The sequence below is a fragment of the Microcoleus sp. B3-D2 genome (genome assembly GCF_036705345.1).
Classification (GTDB): Bacteria; Cyanobacteriota; Cyanobacteriia; order Cyanobacteriales; family Microcoleaceae; genus Microcoleus.
Genome location: NZ_JAUBUG010000039.1, coordinates 34,897 through 56,392, shown reverse-complemented (window position 1 = coordinate 56,392; position 21,496 = coordinate 34,897). Strand labels below are relative to the sequence as shown.

The following is a 21,496-nucleotide window of genomic DNA, read 5'->3' as shown; positions in this document are numbered from 1 at the left end:
TGTTATATAAAAAATAGTATTTGACATACAGCACTAACTTCTTTATCTTGAAAGTAATAGTTATAAATTTCGGCACGCAATACCCATTTAAGTATTGCTTAATGAGGATTATTCATGATTTCGCAAGTAATTCGACGAGTTGCAGTTGTGGGAGGAACCCACGGAAACGAGTTGACTGGGGTTTATCTGATTAAGAAGTTTCAACAATTCCCAGACTTACTGAAACGATCGAGCTTTGAGGTGGTTACTCTATTAGCTAATCCTCAAGCGGTAAAGTCCAATCGGCGTTATGTCGATCGCGATTTGAACCGTTGCTTTGCCGAGGAAGATTTGTCTAACCCAGATTTGATGGGTTACGAGAACAGACGTGCTAAGGAAATCTCCGCCCAACTATGTCCGAAAGACGAACATGGGGCTGATGCGATCGTTGACCTTCACAGCACAACGGCCAACATGGGGCTGACAATTTTACCATCTAGCAAACATCCATTCAATTTGCAATTATTAGCTTATTTGAGTGAGATCGAGCCCTCACTGCGAGTTTGTTTGGGAGAGCATTCTGGCCAGGATGCCCCAATGCTTCGATCGCTCTCTGCTTTCGGTTGCACCATAGAAGTTGGGCCCATCGCCCAGGGAGTCATTAACGCCCGTCAGCTTCAGCAAACCGAAATGCTGGTTCACGCCATTCTGGATTATCTCGACGCACAAAATCGGGGAAAGCCGCTTCCTACACCATCACATTTAACTGTATATCAGGCGATCGGCTCAGTAGACTATCCCAGAAACTCAGTAGGTGAACTGCAAGCTGCGATCCACCCCCAACTTCAGTTCAAAGACTATGAACCCTTACATCCTGGTGAACCGATGTTTCTCACATTTACGGGAGAATCACTCCTCTATCAAGGAGAATCTACTGTTTTCCCTGTATTCATTAACGAAGCTGCCTATTACGAAAAACACATAGCGATGGTTTTGACGCAAAAACAACAGCTTCAGCTTGAAACGGCATAAGTAAGTGGGTACAAATAAACATAAAGTGGGGAGGGCGCGTGAGTGCAACAGTAAAGTATTTCATAGTATAGCTCCTCAACTAATCCCGCCCTACAATTCCCACAAATTATTTTTTTTGCGATCACCTACTTAACTTACTCATGATGACTTTTATGAACTTAGGGTTATGACTTTTATGAACTTAGGGTTATGACTTTTATGAACTCAAACAATGAATTTATGACTTGACTTGGAATTTCGGCTCTGGTATGATGTTAAGTAATACATTTAAATCAAATATTTTTTCCCCAAAACCCAAGTGAATCTCAAATTATCAGGAGCAAATTTATGGAAAGTACGCTGGGTATACTTGCAAGCGATCGCGAACAGCAGCTCACAGCAGCATTAACAACCTTTGGTAACAGCGGTCAGCTTAATTTTTTCACTGCATCGAATCAATTTAATGGTAGCATCCCAACCCACGGCTTTAACACGGCTAACTTGAAAGCGAGCGCGATCGGCGAACAAGGACAAATAGCAGATTTTGTAGTAGCCCAAAGCAGCGATATCCTCAGTTACTCAGGCAGCGATCGAGCCGCTAATACTACATCTTCTGCTCCACAAACATCGAATTTAGGTGCCAGTCCTGACACAGATCCGCTAACAGGAATCAGAACAGCGTCTCAGGTGTATTTAACACTCCCAAACAACTCCTTGGCAAGCGCTCTAGATGTTGTTGGCGTTGAGAACGGTCGCGTCACCTTAAATGATTTCGTCGGAGCTAACGATATCGAGGATTCTTACCGCTTTACTATTAACAGCACTAGCGATTTAAACTTGCGTCTCGACGGTTTGACTGTGGATGCTGACTTGGAGTTAATTAAAGATAATAACAGCAACCGTTTAGTTGATGTTGGTGAAATTGTTGACCAATCTATTAACTTCGGTAGCACGCCAGATAATATTAATTTATTAGGTGTGAGTCCCGGAACTTACTATGTCCGAGTTTCTAGCTTCCTGGGTGCATCTACAAATTACAGCCTGACTCTTTCAGCAACCCCCAGTACAAGTTTTAATCGCAATTACGGCTACGGTTTAGTAAATGCAAATGCAGCAGTTTCCCGCGCGCAGAACCGTCCGACTCTCTTCCCGGAAGTTCCTAATTTGGGTGAGGTTGATTGGGGGCGAAACATGATAAATGCGCCGGAAGTTTGGAACCAAGGAATTACGGGAAATGGCATCGTAGTTGCTGTGATAGATCGCGGTGTGGATTACACCCATTCCGATTTAGATGCCAATATTTGGCAGAACATTGATGAAATTCCCAACAACAGAATTGACGACGATCGCAACGGATTTATTGATGATGTCATCGGTTGGGATTTTGTGTCTAATGATAACACCCCCATGGATGAGATGACCCGCGGCTACTATGCCGACTCCAGCTACGGTCACGGGACTCACATAGCAGGTGCGATCGCGGCCGAACGAAATGATTTTGGCATAACTGGAGTTGCCTACAATGCAAAGATTATGCCCTTGAGAGTTTTGCCGGCACAGGGCGAGAGCTTTGGGAATAATATTACTGCGGCAATTCGTTATGCTGCTGATAATGGAGCTAATGTAATTAACATTAGTCTGGGTTACAGCTCATATCACATGGAAATTGATAATGCGATTCAGTACGCAACAAATAAAGGAGCTGTTGTCGTTATGGCAGCCGGAAACAATGGTTCTTCTCAACCAAGATATCCAGCTAGAGATGCCGATCGCGGGGGAATTGCTGTGGGAGCACTAGCTAGAAATAGTGTAATGCCTAGCTTCTCTAACCGTGCGGGTTTCCGACCTTTGGATTATGTAATTGCACCGGGAGTAGGCATCTATTCTACAACTCCTGATAACACCTACAAAGCCGAGGATGGTACATCGATGGCAACCCCTCACGTAGCGGGTGTAGCGGCTTTAGTTTTGAATGCCAATCCGACTTTAACTCCGGCTCAAGTTGAGTACATCTTGACGACAACAGCCAATTCAAATGGGATAATAGCCTAGAAAGAACAGGCAGCAACTATTAGACATCTCCAGAAATGCAAGTCTTGAACAGGCAGGATGCCTGTTCCACAATAATATATTTTTTGGAGAAGTCTATTCAGAAACATTAGTCGATCGCCCTACAAGCGCGCGAATCTGTTTTGTCAGAAGCTTCGGGCGATCGAACGAACACTCGTCAAATTACCAAATTTCCAATTTTAGTGTGAGGACTTATGGCTATTAATCGCGTCTCAGTTGACTCAGCAGGCAATTAGGCGATCGGTCGCTCCTTTATTCCCTCCATCTCCGCCGACGGACGGTTTGTAGCATTTTCATCTGATGCCTCCAGTCTCGTCCCGGGAGACACGAACAATAGCACTGACATCTTCGTTGCTGACTTAACCAACACTCCAGGCGTCATTAATACTCCTAGCAACAACATCAACGGCACTCCCGGCAACGACAACCTGACTGGCACGAACGGCAGCGATACGATCGACGGTTTTGACGGCGATGACGCTCTCACCTGCAGACAAGGCAACGATATTCTTGGGGCGACGGCAGCGACAACTTGTCTGGCAGCAAAGGTTTTGACACCCTCAACGGCGGTTTGGGAAACGATATTCTAGTCGGCGGCGCGGGCAACGATGTATTTGTTTTAGGTGCGGGATTGGGAGTTGATACAATCTCTGATTTCGCCAACTCTCAAGATACCGTGCAATTAATCAACGGCTTGACCTTCGGACAACTATCAATTTCCCGTGGAACTAACGGCACATTAATTAGAGTAGCCAGCAGCGGTGAAGTTTTAGCTTCTGTGACAGCCGTTACTCCAAACCTCATCGGCCCTGAAGATTTCGTCTCTGTTTAAATATCTGTCGATTCTCAATTGCCTGCTGTAGAAACACAGCAATGCTTTGTCCTTTCACCGAATATCTCACATTTACTCAAAGAACACGATCCGGACTTACGCACTCCGACAGAGAAACCGGGTTTTTTACCGAATCTGCGGGTCACAACCCAGTATTTTCGTAAAAAACCCGGTTTCTGAACCCCCGTGCACAAGCCCTAGCAACAAATGGTTTGACGCGCAATATACTGTTGTTAGCTTTTAGTTATTAATTATGGCAAATTACAGAACTGTATTGTTGTTCAATAGTCTAACTTTAGTGCTAGTTGGGTTAGTGACGGGGTGTCTGAGTTTATTCGGTTCTTCTTCGGTAAAAGGGTTGTTTTTGCCGCCTTGTTCTGCCACGTATCCGGGTGCAGGTTTCTTTTTTTTGGCGTTTCAAATGTTATTTTATTGCTCGGTAATGGTGTGCGCTTTTACCTTTGGATTGCTGAGAATTATTCAACCAGAGCGCCCAGCAAATCGATTTATTTTATATTCGGCACTGTTTGCAGGTTGCTTTCTGTTCAATGAAGTTTTTCGCACCCATGTTCATCTGGGACGTGCGGGTTTTCCGAAAGTGACAATTGTCATATTTTACGCCGTGCTGGCAATTGCATACGGATTAGCTTTTCGGAGACAAATTCGCTCGACTCCCTATGCTTTACTGCTGAGTGGCGTTGGTTTGTTATTTGTTGCCTTTTTTGCAGAAGCGCTGCCGTTAAAAAACGAGATTGTTTCGAGCTTGCTGGAGGGAATACCGAAGCTGTTGAGCGGAATTAATATTGCATTTTATTTTGGGTTTTTGTGTCAGGGTTTGATAGTGCGATCGCTCAATTTTTCTAACAAGACATCACATCCCGAATGAAGTAAGATGAAGATTTGCCGTTGGGTGGGGGCGGGTTTTTGAGATTGTCGGTTTTTGGCCAATATTGTTGGTAAAACCCGCCACTACATGATTGTATAATCGGTTAAAAGTGAGATATTGCACCATTTTCAATTAGCCTTTTATGAACAGGCTGTCCGGCCTGTTCCACAAGAAAATTTATATTTTGTGGAACAGGCATCTTGCCTGTTGCTGACAATGGTGCAAGATATCAGTTAAAACAAAAAGTATCGCTGCGCCATTGGCAAAACTGTTGCCGGTTCGCAAGTTAGCAATTCCCCATCCGCCCTGACTTCATAAGTTTCTGGATCGACTTCCATTTGTGGCAAATAATCGTTGAGTTTCATGTCTCTTTTGCTAATTTGTCGCGTCCCGGAAACTGCTACAGTTGGCTTTTGCAAACCGAGCTGTGCGGCAATATCTCGATCGCGCGCAGCTTGGGAAACAAACGTCAGACAAGTCGCCCCAATCGCCCCGCCAAAACTGCCAAACATCGGCCGCATATGCACCGGTTGCGGCGTCGGAATGCTGGCGTTAGCATCTCCCATCTGCCCGTAGGCGATCGCCCCTCCTTTAATTACCAGTTCCGGTTTCACCCCAAAAAAAGCCGGCCGCCACAAACACAAATCCGCCAATTTCCCCTCTTCCACCGAACCGACATACTGACTAATTCCGTGAGTAATCGCCGGATTAATTGTATATTTCGCAATGTACCGCTTCACGCGAAAATTGTCATTTTCTCCCCCTGGTTCCCCCCCTTGGTAAGGGGGGGTTAGGGGGGGTAAAATCCCTCTTTGAACCTTCATTTTATGAGCAGTTTGCCAAGTCCGAATAATCACCTCTCCAACTCTTCCCATCGCCTGAGAATCAGAAGAAATCATACTAAACGCACCTAAATCGTGCAAAATATCCTCAGCAGCAATAGTTTCCCTTCTAATTCTCGATTCAGCAAAAGCCACATCTTCAGGAATGCCTCGATCCAAATGATGGCAAACCATCAACATATCTAAATGTTCTTCTAAAGTATTGACAGTGTAAGGGCGAGTCGGGTTAGTTGACGAGGGCAAAACATTAGCTTGTCCGCAGACTTTAATAATATCCGGTGCGTGTCCGCCACCAGCACCTTCGGTGTGGTAGGTGTGAATAGCGCGATTTTTGAAAGCGGCAATTGTAGTTTCCACAAATCCCGCTTCGTTGAGAGTATCGGTGTGAATGGCAACTTGCACGTCGTACTCGTCAGCTACATTCAAGCAAGTGTCGATCGTTGCTGGTGTAGTTCCCCAATCTTCGTGGAGTTTCAAACCCATTGCACCAGCAAAAATTTGTTCAATTAATCCTTGAGGTTGACTGCTATTTCCTTTACCTAAAAACCCTAGATTTACGGGGAAAGCGTCAGCAGCTTGCAGCATTCTGTACATATGCCAAGGCCCCGGAGTGCAAGTTGTGGCGTTTGTACCCGTTGCAGGGCCTGTGCCGCCACCGATCATTGTCGTGATTCCAGAGGCGATCGCCACTTCTATTTGTTGCGGGCAAATAAAGTGAATGTGACTGTCAATTCCCCCGGCGGTGAGAATCATTCCTTCACCCGCAATTACTTCAGTACCAGGCCCGATAATAATATCTACCCTATCTTGAACATAAGGATTTCCGGCTTTACCAATTTTGTAAATTTTGCCGTCTTTAATACCGACATCTGCTTTAACAATTCCCCACCAGTCTAATATTAAAGCATTAGTAATTACCGTGTCAACAGCGCCGTCGGCATTAGAAATAGGCGACTGTCCCATGCCATCGCGAATGACTTTGCCGCCGCCAAACTTAACTTCATCGCCGTAGGTTGTGAAGTCTTTTTCAACTTCTATGAATAATTCTGTATCGGCTAACCGGACGCGATCACCCACAGTCGGCCCGAAGGTTTCCGCGTAAGCGCGGCGATCCATTCTGTAACTCATATTAATTAGCTCCTTACTTGATTTAATTTTGCCACAAACTGGTTCACCTGTTCTTCTGTTTTAAAGAATCCTTCAGCAATTAAACCAAAGGAATCATTTTGTTCTATTTCTTGATAGTTAGGTAACAAATTAGCAAACTCTTCTGCATCAATGTTTAAATAGTTTGAAATTCTATCTATGTATACCTTAACTTTTAGACCATTCCTAGGCGTGCTTTCAGTTAACAAAAGATTTAAGATAAGTTTGCCATTTTGACTTCTTTCTCTCAATGCCAGACCTTTTGTTGTTGTATTTATCCAAAATATATCTGGTACAACTTCGTCATAAAGTAGTCTATACACTTTTCCAACTTCATTGCTATCTGCTATTTCAAGTAATTGTTCTATGGTCAAGTTGGGATTTTTTTTTGATATATTTACAGGTTTTATTTCAGCCTCGATAAACATTTTTCTTGCTAGTAACTCTCTACCGCTTGAGTCACGGAAATACTGGAATGTTGCGACATTGATTCTCACACCATAAGTTTCTGACAAGTATTTAATAATCCTTTCAGAAATACTATCTATCTGTGCAGCTACAATTATAATGTTGTGCTGATAATTCAAAATATCAGGGAATTCTGAGCTAAATTTATCACAGAAAGCATCTTCTAAGTTACTGCCATTTTTAGTCAGTAAATAAGCATTGGCAATTTCTGTAACTCTCTCCTTTGACAAATCCTTAACCCATGAGGCGTAATCCAAGGCTTGTGCTGTTACTTCTCTTGATGTTTTGTCCTTCTTTAACTCAACAATGACTAAATCTCCGTTCCTATCTATACATAAAAGGTCAAGTTTTCCACCATAATCAGTAATCACTTGCCGACCAATTACTAAGATATCATCTGCTAGGATGGAAATATCATTATCTAGCCAGGTTTCCAAACGAAATTCTAAGTCTAACTTAGATTCGGTAATTTCATTCAATTTATCCTTTGATATTTCCCACAATCTAATTTGATCTGACATATCGAATTCTACTCCTACTAATTATTCTTTTTAAGTTCTGCCAAAAAGTCTCGTCCCTCTAAAAATCTCATTCATCTAACATACCGTTAACTTTTCCATTAAAGCCGTAGACTTGACGACTACCAACAAACGGCACTAATTGAACTTCCCTTTCATCTCCCGGTTCAAACCTGACTGCTGTACCTGCGGGGATATCCAACCGCATTCCTTTGGCTTGTTCTCGATTAAATTCTAAGGCTTCGTTAGCTTCGTAAAAGTGATAGTGGGAGCCAACTTGTATGGGTCGATCGCCTTTATTTCCTACCAGCAACCGCACGGTTTGGCGATCGGTATTTAATTCTATTTCGCCTGCTGAAACAATCATTTCCCCTGGAATCATTTTTTCCTCCTATGAGTCTCTGTGGTTGATTTTTTAACGGATCGGATCGTGTACTGTCACCAACTTAGTTCCGTCGGGGAAAGTCGCCTCAACCTGGACTTCATGCACCATTTCTGCTATCCCTTCCATCACATCTTCCCGCGTCAGGAGAGTGGTTCCATAACTCATTAAATCGGCGACGGTGAGACCGTCTCTGGCTCCTTCTAGAATGGCGGCAGAAATGTAGGCTAGTGCTTCTGGATAGTTTAATTTTAAACCTCTTTGTTTCCGGCGCTCTGCTACCAGGGCGGCGGTGAAAATCAGCAGCTTGTCTTTTTCTTGGGGGGTGAGTTGCATTTTTATTCTTGTAAGTGCGATCGCATTATGTGATTATAATATCGTTTACGGTTGTTTCTGAATGATTAAACCGCAAAGGGCGCAGAGAGCGCAGAGGAAGAGAAGAGAGAGATGAATAATCTAGTTAGGAGGGCAACTATACATTGAAACTCAAATATCATCCTATTTTATCCAAACTCTGGGCAAACAGCAAGGGCGTTGTGAAAAAGACAAGCGCAGCAACTGCCAAATGTTGACAAACCAGTCTCTAGCTGCGGTTGTAGATGTACCGCGATATCGGCACAGCAAACCGTTAGGAATACGAGTCACGCCGACGGTGGAATTACCAGGATAAATTGTTGCCTCAGATGGCAAATTTCGCACTTTTTCCACGAACTCTGTGGTGACGGGTTCGCCTACCCAAGCGAGGGTGGCGACTACGGGTTTTCCTCCGAGGCCGTGAGGGCTTCCGAGCATTTTTTCTCCACCTTTGAGCAATTGTCTGTCAATCCATAAAGGGCTGTTTTGTTGCCAGACTTCGGTGTGCGAGATCCATTCTCCCGACAAGAACTTTTCGCCCCTAGCACTGCGTCCAAATCTGGTAATTTCCCACAGTAAAATCCTCGCTGTTGGTGCTAATTCTACCCGCAAATTTTGCCGATATATTGCGCCGTCAAAAACTATTGTTTCCTGTGGCAGCCATTCTAAATTAGCACCTAGATCTAGCTGAATGTCAATATTTTGTTGTGATTCTAGTCCGCTGCTGCGATAGATTTTACTAGCAGCGGCGCTGGTAATCAAGGCTTTGGCGTTGGGTTGGAGGTAAAAATGGCTGGAAAGTCGATCGCCCCCGACAACTCCCCCAGCCGTGTGCAAGATGACGCTGTGACAAATCTCTTTCCCTTCAGGATAAAACGGACGCTGCACCTTAAGGGGCGCTTGCATTTGATTGTGAATGATTTGAGTTGCACCGCTGCGGTTAGCGTAGACTAAATTGAGGTGGCCGTGCCATCCTTTTTGAATGTTATTTGTAGGTGTATCATTCGAGTTTTGAATCACAGCTTTTTAGAAGTTAATAATAAAGATTATTAACAATATAGTATTACTACCCGCTACCCAACATTCCGCCAGGGAATGAATTCTCTGGCGGTCTATGACAAAAGATAACAATAATACAAGATAGCAGATTATACTAATTAATATGCGTTTTAAATTATCCTCCCATGCCAGCAACCCCTGAAAGCCTCCAAAAATTCGTTACCTACTGCCAACAACACATTACAGGCGATGAAAAAGGACAAGCACAGGTATTTTTAGACCGCTTCTTTCGGGCTTTCGGCCACGATGGGGCATTAGAAGCAGGCGCAACCTATGAGGAACGCATAGAAAAAAGCAGCAAAAAAGGTCAAATGGGATTTGCTGATTTGGTGTGGAAAAAGCACGTTTTGATTGAAATGAAAAAGCGCGGTGAAGATTTGACTAAAAGAGAACACCGCACCCAAACAGAACGCTATTATATTCGCCTCAAAAAAGACGATCGCCCGCGCTACGTGATGATGTGCAATTTTGACGAGTTTCACATTTACGATTTCGACCTTCAGCCGGATCAGCCTGTAGACATTATATCCCTAAAGCAATTGCCCGCGCGATCGCCCGCTTTTGCCTTCATGGAATCTACCAGCCGCCGCCCCATATTCAAAAACAACCAAGTCGAGATTACCGAAAAAGCTGCTAGCAGAATGGGGATGCTGCTGGAAATGCTAATCGAACGCGGCAAAGAGCGCAAATTTGCTAAATTTAATCAGTTTCAGGCACAGCGATTTGTGTTACAATGCGTCTTAGCAATGTTTGCCGAAGATAGGGGACTTTTGCCGCCGGCACTCTTTACTCGCTGCGTCAAAGATTGTCTGGAAGGAGCAAGTTCTTACGATGTCTTGGGCGGCTTATTTCAAGCAATGAATCAGCAGGGAGTCACGCCGGAAGGACGTTATGAAGGAGTCGAGTATTTCAACGGCGGATTATTTTCGGAAATACACCCTATTGAACTGCAACAGGGAGAGTTGAAAATATTAGAAGTTTGTGCCGAACAAAACTGGAGTCAGGTACGCCCTTCTATTTTTGGCAATATCTTTGAATCCGCTTTGAAAACAGATAAAAAACAGCGCCGCGCTTACGGGATTCACTTTACTACTGAGGGAGACATTCGCCGCATTGTTCTGCCCACAATTAGCTATTACTGGGAAGAGCGAATTAACGCTGCAAATACCGTAGCCAAACTGCAACATCTGCACCAAGAATTAGGTCGCTATCGCGTTCTAGATCCGGCTTGTGGTTCTGGTAACTTTCTTTATGTAGCTTATCAGGAACTCAAGCAAGTTGAAAAGTTACTTTTAGATAAGCTAAACGAGTTCGATGGTACAAGAGGTTATATGAATTTAGTCACGCCGCAGCAATTTTACGGCATGGATATTAACTCGTTTGCGGTGGAGTTGGCACGGGTGACGTTGATGATTGGCCGCAAGGTGGCGATCGATAATTTAGGATTGAAAGAACCTTCTCTGCCTTTAGATACTTTGGATAAAAATATTGTCTATGCTGATGCTTTATTTACTGATTGGGTGAAGGCTGACGCGATTATCGGCAATCCTCCTTTTTTAGGCGGAAAGCACATGAGGATTGCCCTGGGAGATGAATATATTGACCGCGTGTTTAAACGCTTTCCTGATGTGAAAGATTCGGTGGATTTTTGTGCTTATTGGTTTCGCATAGCTCACAATAATTTAGAACTAAATGGCAGGGCTGGTTTAGTTGCTACTAATTCAATTAGTCAAGGTAAAAGTCGTGCTGCTGCTTTAGATTATGTCGCGCAAAATGGCGGTCACATTTATGCCGCCGTTTCTACTCAGCCTTGGTCCGGGGAAGCTAAGGTTCATGTTAGTTTGATTAACTGGAGCAAGGAAAAGCAGAACGTTTACTATTTAGATAACCTCGCGGTTTCTAGTATTAACTCTTCGCTACAAGCTACGATTGATGTTTCTCAAGCTGCTAGGTTGTCAGCGAATTTAAATAAATGCTTTCAAGGTGTAATCCCGGTGGGGATGGGATTTATCGTTACTCAACAACAGGTTAATGATTGGATTAAATCAGATACTAAAAATCAAGAGGTTCTTAAACTTTTTTCAATGGGTGCAAATCTAGCAAAGAATCCCAACGGTATGCCGGAACGCTGGATTATTGACTTCAATGATATGAACATTGAAGAAGCGAGTGAATATGTGCTGCCTTTTGAGTATGTGAAAGCTCATGTCAAGCTAGAACGTGATAAAAACCGCAGAGAAGTAACTAAAGTTAATTGGTGGAAATATGGCGAAAAACGACCAGCAATGAGAAAGGCGATCGCCCCTTTATCTCACTACTTTACTGTACCGAGAGTTTCAAAGTGGGCTGTCTTCATTCCCGCCCCCGTTAGTTGGCTGCCAGGGGACAAATCAATAGTTGTTGCCTCAGAAGACTTTTATATTCTCGGCATTCTCTCATCTAAAATTCACCGAATTTGGATGCACGCTCAAAAATCAACTCTCAAAGGAGATATCGCATACACCCACAATACCTGCTTTGAAACTTTCCCATTCCCCAAGACACCGACTTGTCAATCAGTAGAGCAAATCCGGGCAACGGCGGTCGAATTGCATCAATACCGCACTCAACAAATGTCCGCCAAGCAGTGGGGAATTACTCAACTTTACAATAATTTTTTTGAAGAGCCAACAAGTCAACTTTATAAACTTCATGCTAAGCTCGATCGCGAAGTAATGCAAGCTTACGGATTTACTGACAACGACGATATTTTAGCAAAAGTGCTGGAATTCAACCTAGAACTGGCAGAAAAAGACAAACGGAGAGAACCGATAGTTGGGCCTTGTGTCCCCACTGACTAAAAATACTAATCGTTGTTACCATCAATTTTGTAAATTTGGGTATAATCACATAAATTGTTGATAGAGATCACAAACACTGTAGTATAAAAACAGAGATACTAGGGGAAGAGTTAAGTTTTGAGTTAAAGATTTCCCAATTCAAAATTAAACACTCAAAACTGCTTTCCGCCTTCAGCATAAGTGCATTCTGCTTTTCTTCGCTCAATTACTCCTGATTTGTTTGGGAGGAACTTTCAATGTTATTATTTACCCACACTCAGTCCAAAAATAGCAAAGTAGAGCAAGAGCACTATGCTCAAAAACCTTTGTTACCTACTTCAAGTATTAATCTAACAGGGCTAAAGGGAGGATGCAACCATTTGCGAATCAGCCAAAAAATTAGCTACGGTTATGCTTTAGCTATCGGCATAGCGATTTTGGGAACTGGTGCGGGAATGAGATTGGGAGACTACTTTCGCAAGCAAGCTTTAGTTGAGGTGAATGTTGCCCAACAGCAGCAGCAAATGCTGCAAAATTTGCAAAATACCGTATTTGAAGCCCGATCGCACGCGGCGAGATTGCCAGTCGTTTTGGGAAACACGGTGTGGCTGAAATACGAACAGGAGCGGTTTTTCGGGCAAATCAATCAGGCGAAAATTTTGATTTCCGAAATTGAATCTTTCGCACGAGAAAATCCCAATACACTAGCAACAGAACAGCCAGCATTGCAGGCTCTCTTGAAGAAATCTGCCCTTGTCATTGATTACTACGCTCAGCTAATTAAATTGCAGTTAAAACAAGCGGAAGTTTGGAATTTGCCTCCCAACAGCATCGAGTCCGCACAGCTACAAATGTTGAGGACTAGCAGCGGCCAAGAAGCGATCGTACTAGATAACCTTGCTCAGAGTTTAACCGAGCTAATTTCTACAGTAGAAACTCACCAACAGCAAGGAATCAAAGCATTAGAACAAGCTGAAAATTTGCGAAACCGAATTATTCTCGGGAGTATGCTAATTTCAGCACTCATCGCCGTCGCGCTGGCGGACAAAACCAGCCGCGCGATCGCCCAACCCCTCGAAACCGTTACTAATGTGGCTCAGCAAGTCGCTCGCGAATCGAATTTTAACCTGCAAGTACCAGTCACAACAAACGACGAAATCGGAGTTTTAGCGATCTCTTTCAATCAATTGATTCAACGAGTTAGCGAGTATACAAAAGAACTCAAACAAACTCAAGCCCAATTAATTCAGACCGAAAAAATGTCATCTCTCGGTCAAATGGTTGCAGGGATAGCCCACGAAATCAACAATCCCGTCAACTTCATCGGCGGCAACATTGACTATGCCAACCAATACATCGAAGATTTAACAGGTTTGGTAACTCTCTATCAAGAATATTATCCCAACCCACCAGATGCCATTCTAGAGCGCATCGAAGACATTGAACTCGAATTTCTCAGAGAAGATTTGCCAAAAACCCTCTCTTCAATGAAAATGGGAGCCGATCGCATTCGCGAAATTGTCGTATCCATGCGGAATTTTTCGCGATCGGACGACGGAAAAATGAAATCAGCCGACATTCACGAAGGAATAGATAGCACGCTCGTCATTCTCAATCACCGACTCAAACAAGGTATTCAAGTTATTAAACAATACGGTAAGTTGCCTGCGCTTGAGTGCTATCCCGCGCAACTGAATCAAGTATTTATGAATATTATTAGTAATGCAATAGATGCGCTGGAGGAGGTGAAAAAGGAAGACAAAGGCTATTCGCCAACGATTTGGGTTAGCACGGAAATTACAGCCGACAATACTGTCACCGTCAAGATTCGGGATAACGGGCCCGGAATTGCAGCAGCCTGTGCCCAACAGATATTTGACCCATTTTTTACTACAAAGTCGATCGGCAAAGGTACTGGATTAGGATTGGCTATTTCCTATCAAATCCTTGCCAAACATCAAGGCAAAATTGAGGTAAATTCTCAAATAGGACAGGGCACGGAATTTGTGATTACTTTGCCAGTTGCTGCGTAATATCACGCGGGGCGGGATGAAGATAAAAAATCGGTTCCCACCGTGGCCCCATTTCCAAAACCAGCCGACTTGCTCAACCAATTGAAGGCCCGACGTAAAAAGTCCGGGGCGAACTTGGCATATATAGAGGCGGTTTGAGAAATACTAGAAAACCATTAGCGCGAAAATTGAGCGAAAAACACAACGATTGGTGACAATAAATCTGAAACCGTTGAATCATATTGTTTTCGGTTGCACCGGAATGATACCGAGGACACGGCACTGCCCTGTCCTCTATATCATGTCGCTCGTGCAACCGGAAACGATATCAACACTCAACAGTCAACAATCATTCCGGTGCAACCAGAATTGATATCACAAATGATTGAAATGGATGGGGGCGGAGGGACTTGAACCCACACGACCGTTTCGGGTCAACGGATTTTAAGTCCGTAGCGTCTACCATTCCGCCACGCCCCCCTTTGGTCAAGCTGCTGTGGTTTTGAGCCACTAAGAGCAACAGCCTTTTATTCTACAGCCAAAACCCCAATTTACGCAACCCCTAATCAAAAAATTTCCAAAAGTCGCGCTGGATCTCCCCAAGCGGTACAATAGTTAACCAGCTAACGGAGCGTGTCAACTGACTTACCCGTGTTATTATTCCCCTAAAGCAAATCTATGTATATTACCTTACTGCTTTACGCCGTCTTGGCAGGAGCCTACCTCCTGGTAGTACCCGCAGCCACCTACGCTTACCTGAACAGCCGCTGGTACATCGCTACCTCTTTTGAGCGCGGCTTCATGTACTTCTTGATGTTCTTCTTCTTCCCAGGTATGTTTCTCCTAGCTCCATTTTTGAATTTTCGGCCCAAACGGCGGCAGATAGAAGCCTAAATGCGACGTATTGACGTAATTGGAATCAGTATCGGCTTTTTTGTAGCAGGTGGGTTGGTCTACTTGCTACTGCAATTCGCCGGACTTGACAGCATGAATGCAGGGATTTGGAGCCAGTTATTTTTGGTCGCCGGCTTGATTGGCTGGCTGGTGACTTATTTATTTCGAGCACTGACTCAAAATATGACCTACAGCCAGCAATTGCAAGACTACAAAGAAGCTGTCTTGCAGAAGCAGCTCGATGAACTCACTCCTGAAGAATTAGCCAAACTTCAAGCCGAAATTGAGCAGGAAAAAGATAATTAGTCAATAGTCGTTAGTTCTCAGTTATTAGTTATTAGTGAGCTATTAGTGATTATTTATTAGCAATAAACTCTGAACTAATGACTGGGGAATAACAACTCATGAATAGTAAGATTGACGGCTAACTAATGACTGATGACTGATATCACGTTCCCTAAAATAAGCGCAATAGGTTTGTAGTGAGGACTTCAGTCCGAGGGAGTTTTATGAGGAAGGAATTACTCACTACAAACAAATTTGATTGCGATGGATCGAGGGGAAATCCTATGTATGATGACTGATAACCAATGACTGATGACTAATAACTAATGACTATTTCTAATTGTTTTGAAACGTTACGCAAGAACCACGAATGTGCATTGATTCCTTTTATTACTGCTGGTGACCCAGACTTGGAGACAACGGCTAAAGCACTGCAAATTTTGGATGATAACGGTGCAGACGCGATCGAGCTTGGCGTTCCCTATTCTGACCCGCTAGCTGACGGGCCGGTGATTCAAGCCGCTGCTACAAGGGCGCTACAGCGGGGAACGCGGTTAGATTCGGTGCTGGAAATGGTAGCGAAAGTTAGTCCGAATTTGCGATCGCCCATCATTCTCTTCACATACTACAACCCGATTTTGTACCGAGGGATAGAAACCTTCTTGCAGCAAATCAAAAGTGCTGGAGTTCAGGGATTGGTTGTACCAGACTTGCCCTTAGAAGAAGCCGACAGTCTCATCCAACCTGCCAACAAATTAGGGATTGAACTAACATTATTAGTTGCTCCGACAAGTCCCAAAAGTCGTATAGAAGCGATCGCTCGTCAGTCTCAAGGATTTATTTACTTAGTCAGTGTGACGGGGGTTACGGGAGTGCGCGAAGGCTTAGAAACGAGAGCAAAAGAGTTGCTGCAAGAACTCCGCACCGTCACCGACAAACCCATCGGCGTCGGGTTTGGTATATCGAAACCCGAACACGCTCGCCAAGTGAAAGAATGGGGTGCAGACGCTGCGATTGTTGGCAGTGCTTTTGTGAAACGCTTGGCTGAAGGCACTCCAGAACAGGGTTTAGAGGCGATAGGCGAATTCTGCAAGAGTTTAAAAACAGCGATTCAAAATGCTTAGTAAGTGTGCACATACTTTCAGCCATTAGACAGATGTCTGCGATCGCGATGTGTCGCCACAATTGCGATTAAAGACCTTGTTGTACTTGAGAGCATACACCACCTTCCTTCTAGTTCCTGACTAGAAGGTTTTTTTTGAGCCGAAAATGCAAAACATTTCAATATATACTGCCGGCACGGAGAACCAAACAGCCCTATAGGGAAAGGACATTGCCGTGTCGGGCGCGGGGTGGTGAGATTTTTAATAATTGGTAGAAGATTGAGGATTGTCCATTCGTTCTTCCTTCTTCCTTGTACTATAACTTGAGAAATCTAACTTGAGATAGATGAAAAGCTGCTGTTTCTCTTCGTAAACTAAAAAAGTGTTTAAGTGCCTAATTTTGTAATGCTAACCATCTACAGAACCACCAGGCATTTGAGCCTATCACAATAGAAAGGAGCATTTTTATGAAGAGACTAACTGCATTTGTGAAAAAAATTCGAGCTGTACAAATTTTAACAGTGTTTCTGGCTGGCATTTTAGTATTAGTGAGTACGGCCTGCAGCCGCCCTGATGTGACGGCAGGAAAAACTGATGTAATCGCAGGACAAGGTGATGCGAGGATAGGAAAAACTGCCGACCAAATTAGAGAAGAAGTGCCTTCAGGGGCTGTAACTTCCGAATTCAAAGGCGGCATGAACGACTACAGCGATGTCGATCCCAGAAACAAAAAGGTAACAACAGAAGAAGCAAAAGCTCAGCTTCTCAAAGAGGAAGCGCAGCACCGCATTGACACCAAATCTAGCAGCAATGTAGGCGAAAACGTGCGGCGGGTAGCGGACGACGCGCCTGACAAACTCGGCCAAATTGGGAACAAGGTGAAGGAAGATGCTAGCACCGCCCAGAGCAAAGCTGATAACTTTGGCGACAAAACCAAACAAGGCTTTGCTAATCTTAAAGAAAACACTCGCGAAGGCTTGAAGGGAGCAAAAGATATTGTTAAAGAAGCCACTGCGGGAGCCAAAGAAAGAGCAGCAGAGGGTACTGAGTCGCTGAGATATGGTACCAGCGGCGGCCAAGAAAATATCAATGATGCAGCGCGAGATGCCAGATAGAACGCTGAAGATGCCTCGGAGAATATTTGCTAGAAAGTGAATCGAGATATTGACATAACTCAACGAGTGGCAGAAACAGCGGCAGACGCGATCGACTAAATTCAAATAACGCTGTTTCCGTCTCGGGAAGCTAGATTCCGACAGGGGTTTTAACCTCTGTCGGAATCTACGTAAAGTCATGTGAACACTACTGCCTATTACTATTTGATTTGGTTTTAACCCCTGGGAGGGCTATTAGGCCGGAAGTAGAGTGGAGGGGGAGTTTCACCACAATGCAACGATTCTGTCCTTTTCTAGGGGGGACTAGAGTGCCACTGCTTTCACGACGGATTCTTTATAATTTCTATAGATTGTATTTGGACTTTTTAAGGTATTAACTGTTTGAGCTGCTTCGCGGAAATTTGGGCGATCGAGCTATATTAAATTCAATTAATTACCCATTGTATTTTTCCAGACAGGAAACTGCGGTGTTTATACGGTATTTCGCGTTCATTGAATTGCATTTGAGATTAACAGGAGAAACTTATACGTAAGTAAAAAGCTTTAATCGCGATCGCCAAAGTATAAAATGTTGTTCATTAACAGACAATTGGAATTTTCGATCGGGCGATCAAAAATTATGCGGTTTATGCCCTAAGATAGATACACTAAGTTTTGTCAAGCTAATCTCGGAGTTGAGGTCAGGCGATATGAACGCAACAGTAGATGTAGTAGATTTGACTGCGGTAATACCGGGATATCGCCCGATCGCGCAATTGTACACAGATTGTCGATCGGCTATCGATCGGTTCGTGTCCGAGAAAGACCAACCACCCGCCGCTAAAATTCTCAAACCTACGTCGTTGTGGCGGAGGATTTCCGGAACGCGGTGCTGCCCAAATCCCAAAAAGTTGCATTAGCGACCGTTAATTGGATGGGTAGAAATAGTCCTCAAGCGAACAGACATTCTCGACGAACTCGAACGCAGGCCGGTTATTTACAAATACATTAAACCTTCCAATCTTTCAATTAATCTTAACTGTTATCTGCCACATGGAGGTGTATAAAATTTAGCAAAAAGAGGCCACGGATTCGGGATGTATTCGAGCCGTAATCCGCCGCCAATCGACAGGGGAAATAGAGGCAAACCTTATCTTAGGAATTGTGTTTTGATGCTAGTAACGATGATGCACGACTTTTATGATGCGCTGGCAGATTTGGCAATCTATGCAGATGCCGCACCGGCGGAGCGCCAACAAATCCTTAAGCGCGTTGGGGCTAGTCAGAAAAAACTAAAAGAATTCGCGCACCATACGCCGATCAATTACCAACACAAGTTCGATCTGGTTGAGGCAGAATTGCTGGGCGTTTTGGGACAGACAGCCGAAGCAATGGAACTGTACGATCGAGCTATTACCGGAGCTAAAGCTAACGAATATGTCAATGAAGAAGCTCTGGCCTGCGAACTCGCTGCTAAGTTTTACCTGTCATTGGGAAGAGAAAAAATTGCCCGACTCTACATGATAGATGCCTATGATTGCTATGTCCGCTGGGGAGATAGAGCAAAAATTGATGACTTAGAAAAACGTTATCCTCAATTATTAAAACCGATTTTAGAACCCGCAAAACTTCCTGCAAATCCATTAGCAAATTTTCCAACACCTGCGGGGCAAAATCAATCGCTTCATCCATCCATTCATCCATCCATTCATCCGTCTGTTTCGGCGAGCGTCTCAGATTTCGGGAATTTTTCAACACTGCTAAAAGCTTGTCAAGCGCTCTCTAGTGAAAGAGAACTCGATCGACTGATTGCCAAACTGATGCAACTGGCGATGAAAAATACAGGAGCTGACAAAGGAGCGCTGATTTTGCCAAACGGCAATCAATGGGAAATCGCGGCTACCAGCGCGCTCGACAATTCGGGAGTCGAGTGGGCGATCGACTTATCATCCGCAACACTCGATGAAAACAGAGATATCTTGCCCCTCAAAATTGTTGACTGCGTTAAAAATTTATTGAAACCTGTGATTGTTCGGGATCTCGCTCAACAACGCGATTGGGATTCCGACTCCTACATCCTCAAATACCAACCGCAGAGCCTGTTGTGTTGGCCGATTCTCGATCGAGGCAACTTAGTCGGCATTTTGTATCTGGAAAATCGCTTAACCGCAAGAGTTTTTACCCGCGATCGCCTGCAACTTCTCAATCTCCTGTGTTCCCAGGCAGCCATCTGTTTGCAAAATGCTCTGCTATATAAAAAATATCAGGATTACAACCAACAATTAGAGCGATCGCTAGTAAAAATTAGCCGAACCGAAGCTCAGCTTGCCGATCAGAAGAAAATGCTCCAAGCGATTCTTGATGTCGCTCCGATTTGGATTTGGATGGTGAATCCCAGTGGTAAAGTACAGTTTTTGAACAAGACATTTTCTCAAGATGTGGGCGTGCCTCTGAGCGATTTCCTAGCTGTCGATCATTATAAAGATATACTGGGGGAGAATGCAGCGGGCTGTCTGGTTTCCGATGCCGCCTGCCTTGCTCAAGATTTGCCGCATTACTCCAGCGAAATTCTCAGACTTGTGGATGGCAAACTACACTATTTAGAAATCACGAAAGTCCAGTTAAAAAATTCCCATGGCGAGACGATCGGGATTATTGGTTTGGGTGTTGATGCCACTGAGCGCAAGCGAGCCGCCGAACTTTTGCAAGAGCAAAATCAACAGCTAGAACGAACTTTAAAAAATTTACAACAAGCACAACTGCAAATCGTGCAAAATGAGAAAATGTCGGCATTGGGTAATTTAGTCGCCGGAGTCGCCCACGAAATTAACAATCCGATTGGGTTTATTTCTGGCAATTTAAACGAAGGTAAAAGAAGTTTGGAAGATGTGATCGAACACTTAGAATTGTATCGCTCCGCTGCATCGCAATCGGAAATAGCCGACCACGCCGAAGAGATAGACCTCGATTATCTTTTGGAAGATTTACCGAAGATGATTGATTCAATGCAACTCGGGTGCGAGCGCATTTGCAGCATCAGCAACAGTTTGCGTACCTTCTCCCGAGGCGACAAAGACTACAAAGTTCCTTTTAATATTCACGAAGGCATTGATAGCGCTATTTTAATTTTGAAACACCGCCTCAAAGCAAACGAACACCGCCCGCAGATCGAAGTGATAACTAAATACGGCAATCTCCCTAAAATCGAATGTTTTCCGGGTCAATTGAATCAAGTTTTCATGAACCTGCTTGCCAATGCGATCGATGCCTTAGAAGAGTCAAATATAGGACGCACTTTTAGCGAAATTACCGCCAATCCCAACCGCATCACGATTTGCACGGATATAATTGGCGAAGGGTACATTAAAATTAAAATTGCTGATAACGGCACTGGGATAAAAGAGGAAGTTAAACAGCAGATATTCGACCATTTGTTCACGACGAAAGGTGTCGGCAAAGGAACAGGATTGGGGTTGGCAATTGTCCAGCAGATTGCGGTAGAAAAACATGGCGGAAGCATCGAGGTAAATGGCGAGCCAGGAATTGGCACTGAGTTTGCGATCGTTTTGCCTGTGAAGGGATAAATTTGAATTAAAATTCAATGTTTTTTGGGCGATCGCGTAATTAAAATATACTGACTTTGATTGGGGTCTTTTTTTGAAAGCCTTGGCATAACGATTTTAAAGTAGGATCATTTTTTTGATCAAGCAGTCTGGTTTACAAGCTGTTGCTACTGTACTTA

At 44.0% G+C, this 21,496-nt stretch carries 19 protein-coding genes and 1 tRNA gene; 13 read left to right on the top strand and 7 right to left on the bottom strand.

Going from position 1 to position 21,496, the window contains the following annotated elements:
* Nucleotides 1–114 precede the first annotated feature (114 nt).
* Together QUB14_RS16165 and QUB14_RS16160 are read left to right on the top strand one after the other, a co-directional pair.
* Nucleotides 115–1,011, top strand: a complete 897-nt coding sequence (locus QUB14_RS16165; protein WP_333217894.1) for an aspartoacylase — start codon at nucleotides 115–117, stop codon at nucleotides 1,009–1,011.
* A gap of 327 nt (nucleotides 1,012–1,338) precedes the next feature.
* On the top strand, nucleotides 1,339–3,042 hold the full coding sequence (locus tag QUB14_RS16160; RefSeq protein ID WP_333217896.1) for a S8 family serine peptidase: 1,704 nt from the start codon (nucleotides 1,339–1,341) through the stop codon (nucleotides 3,040–3,042).
* 250 nt (nucleotides 3,043–3,292) lie between these two features.
* On the opposite strand, the gene QUB14_RS16155 is transcribed toward QUB14_RS16160, so the two are convergent.
* Entirely contained in the window at nucleotides 3,293–3,547 is a 255-nt protein-coding gene (locus QUB14_RS16155) for a hypothetical protein (protein ID WP_333217897.1), read from the bottom strand.
* On the opposite strand from QUB14_RS16155, the gene QUB14_RS28760 reads away from it, so the two are divergent.
* The 3 genes from QUB14_RS28760 to QUB14_RS16145 all read left to right on the top strand — a co-directional run bounded on the left by QUB14_RS28760 (nucleotide 3,462) and on the right by QUB14_RS16145 (nucleotide 4,778).
* Nucleotides 3,462–3,650: a hypothetical protein gene (locus QUB14_RS28760; protein ID WP_445251879.1), complete on the top strand. Its 189-nt coding sequence runs from the start codon at nucleotides 3,462–3,464 to the stop codon at nucleotides 3,648–3,650. The genes QUB14_RS16155 and QUB14_RS28760 overlap by 86 nt on opposite strands.
* A complete protein-coding gene (locus tag QUB14_RS16150) occupies nucleotides 3,593–3,892 on the top strand; it encodes a hypothetical protein (RefSeq protein ID WP_333217899.1) in 300 nt (99 codons plus the stop codon). Before QUB14_RS28760 ends, QUB14_RS16150 begins: the two co-directional genes overlap by 58 nt.
* A 253-nt stretch (nucleotides 3,893–4,145) precedes the next feature.
* A complete protein-coding gene (locus QUB14_RS16145; protein ID WP_333217900.1) occupies nucleotides 4,146–4,778 on the top strand; it encodes a hypothetical protein in 633 nt (210 codons plus the stop codon).
* Nucleotides 4,779–5,011: 233 nt separating this feature from the next.
* Here QUB14_RS16145 and ureC read toward each other — a convergent pair whose 3' ends face one another.
* From ureC to QUB14_RS16120, 5 genes are all read right to left on the bottom strand, one after another.
* Nucleotides 5,012–6,748 carry an urease subunit alpha gene (gene ureC / locus QUB14_RS16140; protein ID WP_333217902.1) on the bottom strand — a complete coding sequence of 579 codons (1,737 nt, stop codon included), beginning with the start codon at nucleotides 6,746–6,748 and terminating at the stop codon, nucleotides 5,012–5,014.
* A 5-nt stretch (nucleotides 6,749–6,753) separates the two neighbouring features.
* On the bottom strand, nucleotides 6,754–7,755 hold the full coding sequence (locus QUB14_RS16135; protein ID WP_333217904.1) for a DUF91 domain-containing protein: 1,002 nt from the start codon (nucleotides 7,753–7,755) through the stop codon (nucleotides 6,754–6,756).
* 67 nt (nucleotides 7,756–7,822) lie between these two features.
* Entirely contained in the window at nucleotides 7,823–8,134 is a 312-nt protein-coding gene (locus tag QUB14_RS16130) for an urease subunit beta (protein WP_333217906.1), read from the bottom strand.
* A gap of 33 nt (nucleotides 8,135–8,167) precedes the next feature.
* Nucleotides 8,168–8,470, bottom strand: coding sequence for an urease subunit gamma (gene ureA, locus QUB14_RS16125; RefSeq protein ID WP_006635319.1), 303 nt, complete (start codon nucleotides 8,468–8,470; stop codon nucleotides 8,168–8,170).
* Nucleotides 8,471–8,632: 162 nt separating this feature from the next.
* Nucleotides 8,633–9,508, bottom strand: a complete 876-nt coding sequence (locus QUB14_RS16120) for an urease accessory protein UreD (protein WP_333217907.1) — start codon at nucleotides 9,506–9,508, stop codon at nucleotides 8,633–8,635.
* A 164-nt stretch (nucleotides 9,509–9,672) separates the two neighbouring features.
* On the opposite strand from QUB14_RS16120, the gene QUB14_RS16115 reads away from it, so the two are divergent.
* Nucleotides 9,673–12,387 (top strand): DNA methyltransferase, encoded by a 2,715-nt coding sequence (locus QUB14_RS16115; protein WP_333217908.1) that lies wholly within the window; start codon nucleotides 9,673–9,675, stop codon nucleotides 12,385–12,387.
* 236 nt (nucleotides 12,388–12,623) lie between these two features.
* On the top strand, nucleotides 12,624–14,399 hold the full coding sequence (locus QUB14_RS16110; protein WP_333217909.1) for an ATP-binding protein: 1,776 nt from the start codon (nucleotides 12,624–12,626) through the stop codon (nucleotides 14,397–14,399).
* Nucleotides 14,400–14,773: 374 nt separating this feature from the next.
* Here QUB14_RS16110 and QUB14_RS16105 read toward each other — a convergent pair.
* Nucleotides 14,774–14,858, bottom strand: a tRNA-Leu gene (locus QUB14_RS16105).
* A gap of 198 nt (nucleotides 14,859–15,056) precedes the next feature.
* Between QUB14_RS16105 and ndhL the strand changes: the two genes are divergently transcribed.
* From ndhL to QUB14_RS16075, 6 genes are all read left to right on the top strand, one after another.
* Nucleotides 15,057–15,272 (top strand): NAD(P)H-quinone oxidoreductase subunit L, encoded by a 216-nt coding sequence (gene ndhL / locus QUB14_RS16100; RefSeq protein ID WP_006635828.1) that lies wholly within the window; start codon nucleotides 15,057–15,059, stop codon nucleotides 15,270–15,272.
* Nucleotides 15,273–15,578, top strand: a complete 306-nt coding sequence (locus QUB14_RS16095; protein ID WP_006635827.1) for a DUF3007 family protein — start codon at nucleotides 15,273–15,275, stop codon at nucleotides 15,576–15,578.
* Between the two features lie 305 nt (nucleotides 15,579–15,883).
* Complete coding sequence (gene trpA / locus QUB14_RS16090; RefSeq protein WP_333217911.1) at nucleotides 15,884–16,681, top strand: tryptophan synthase subunit alpha; 798 nt, start codon at nucleotides 15,884–15,886, stop codon at nucleotides 16,679–16,681.
* Nucleotides 16,682–17,127: 446 nt separating this feature from the next.
* Nucleotides 17,128–17,775 (top strand): DUF6658 family protein, encoded by a 648-nt coding sequence (locus tag QUB14_RS16085; protein WP_333217912.1) that lies wholly within the window; start codon nucleotides 17,128–17,130, stop codon nucleotides 17,773–17,775.
* Between the two features lie 689 nt (nucleotides 17,776–18,464).
* Nucleotides 18,465–18,674, top strand: coding sequence for a hypothetical protein (locus tag QUB14_RS16080; protein WP_333217914.1), 210 nt, complete (start codon nucleotides 18,465–18,467; stop codon nucleotides 18,672–18,674).
* Between the two features lie 252 nt (nucleotides 18,675–18,926).
* The gene (locus QUB14_RS16075) at nucleotides 18,927–21,338 is read left to right on the top strand and encodes an ATP-binding protein (protein WP_333217953.1); all 2,412 of its coding nucleotides are present in this window, start codon (nucleotides 18,927–18,929) and stop codon (nucleotides 21,336–21,338) included.
* Nucleotides 21,339–21,496 lie beyond the last annotated feature (158 nt).

Bases quoted from the DNA above. Each gene is read 5' to 3' on its own strand.
- QUB14_RS16080 (WP_333217914.1), top strand. From the start codon at position 18,465: ATGAACGCAACAGTAGATGTAGTAGATTTGACTGCGGTAATACCGGGA.
- ureA (WP_006635319.1), bottom strand. From the start codon at position 8,470: ATGCAACTCACCCCCCAAGAAAAAGACAAGCTGCTGATTTTCACCGCC.
- ureC (WP_333217902.1), bottom strand. From the start codon at position 6,748: ATGAGTTACAGAATGGATCGCCGCGCTTACGCGGAAACCTTCGGGCCG.
- QUB14_RS16085 (WP_333217912.1), top strand. From the start codon at position 17,128: ATGAAGAGACTAACTGCATTTGTGAAAAAAATTCGAGCTGTACAAATT.
- QUB14_RS16165 (WP_333217894.1), top strand. From the start codon at position 115: ATGATTTCGCAAGTAATTCGACGAGTTGCAGTTGTGGGAGGAACCCAC.
- QUB14_RS16130 (WP_333217906.1), bottom strand. From the start codon at position 8,134: ATGATTCCAGGGGAAATGATTGTTTCAGCAGGCGAAATAGAATTAAAT.
- QUB14_RS16095 (WP_006635827.1), top strand. From the start codon at position 15,273: ATGCGACGTATTGACGTAATTGGAATCAGTATCGGCTTTTTTGTAGCA.
- QUB14_RS16075 (WP_333217953.1), top strand. From the start codon at position 18,927: ATGCTAGTAACGATGATGCACGACTTTTATGATGCGCTGGCAGATTTG.
- QUB14_RS16160 (WP_333217896.1), top strand. From the start codon at position 1,339: ATGGAAAGTACGCTGGGTATACTTGCAAGCGATCGCGAACAGCAGCTC.
- QUB14_RS16135 (WP_333217904.1), bottom strand. From the start codon at position 7,755: ATGTCAGATCAAATTAGATTGTGGGAAATATCAAAGGATAAATTGAAT.
- QUB14_RS16145 (WP_333217900.1), top strand. From the start codon at position 4,146: ATGGCAAATTACAGAACTGTATTGTTGTTCAATAGTCTAACTTTAGTG.
- QUB14_RS16115 (WP_333217908.1), top strand. From the start codon at position 9,673: ATGCCAGCAACCCCTGAAAGCCTCCAAAAATTCGTTACCTACTGCCAA.
- QUB14_RS16110 (WP_333217909.1), top strand. From the start codon at position 12,624: ATGTTATTATTTACCCACACTCAGTCCAAAAATAGCAAAGTAGAGCAA.
- trpA (WP_333217911.1), top strand. From the start codon at position 15,884: ATGACTATTTCTAATTGTTTTGAAACGTTACGCAAGAACCACGAATGT.
- ndhL (WP_006635828.1), top strand. From the start codon at position 15,057: ATGTATATTACCTTACTGCTTTACGCCGTCTTGGCAGGAGCCTACCTC.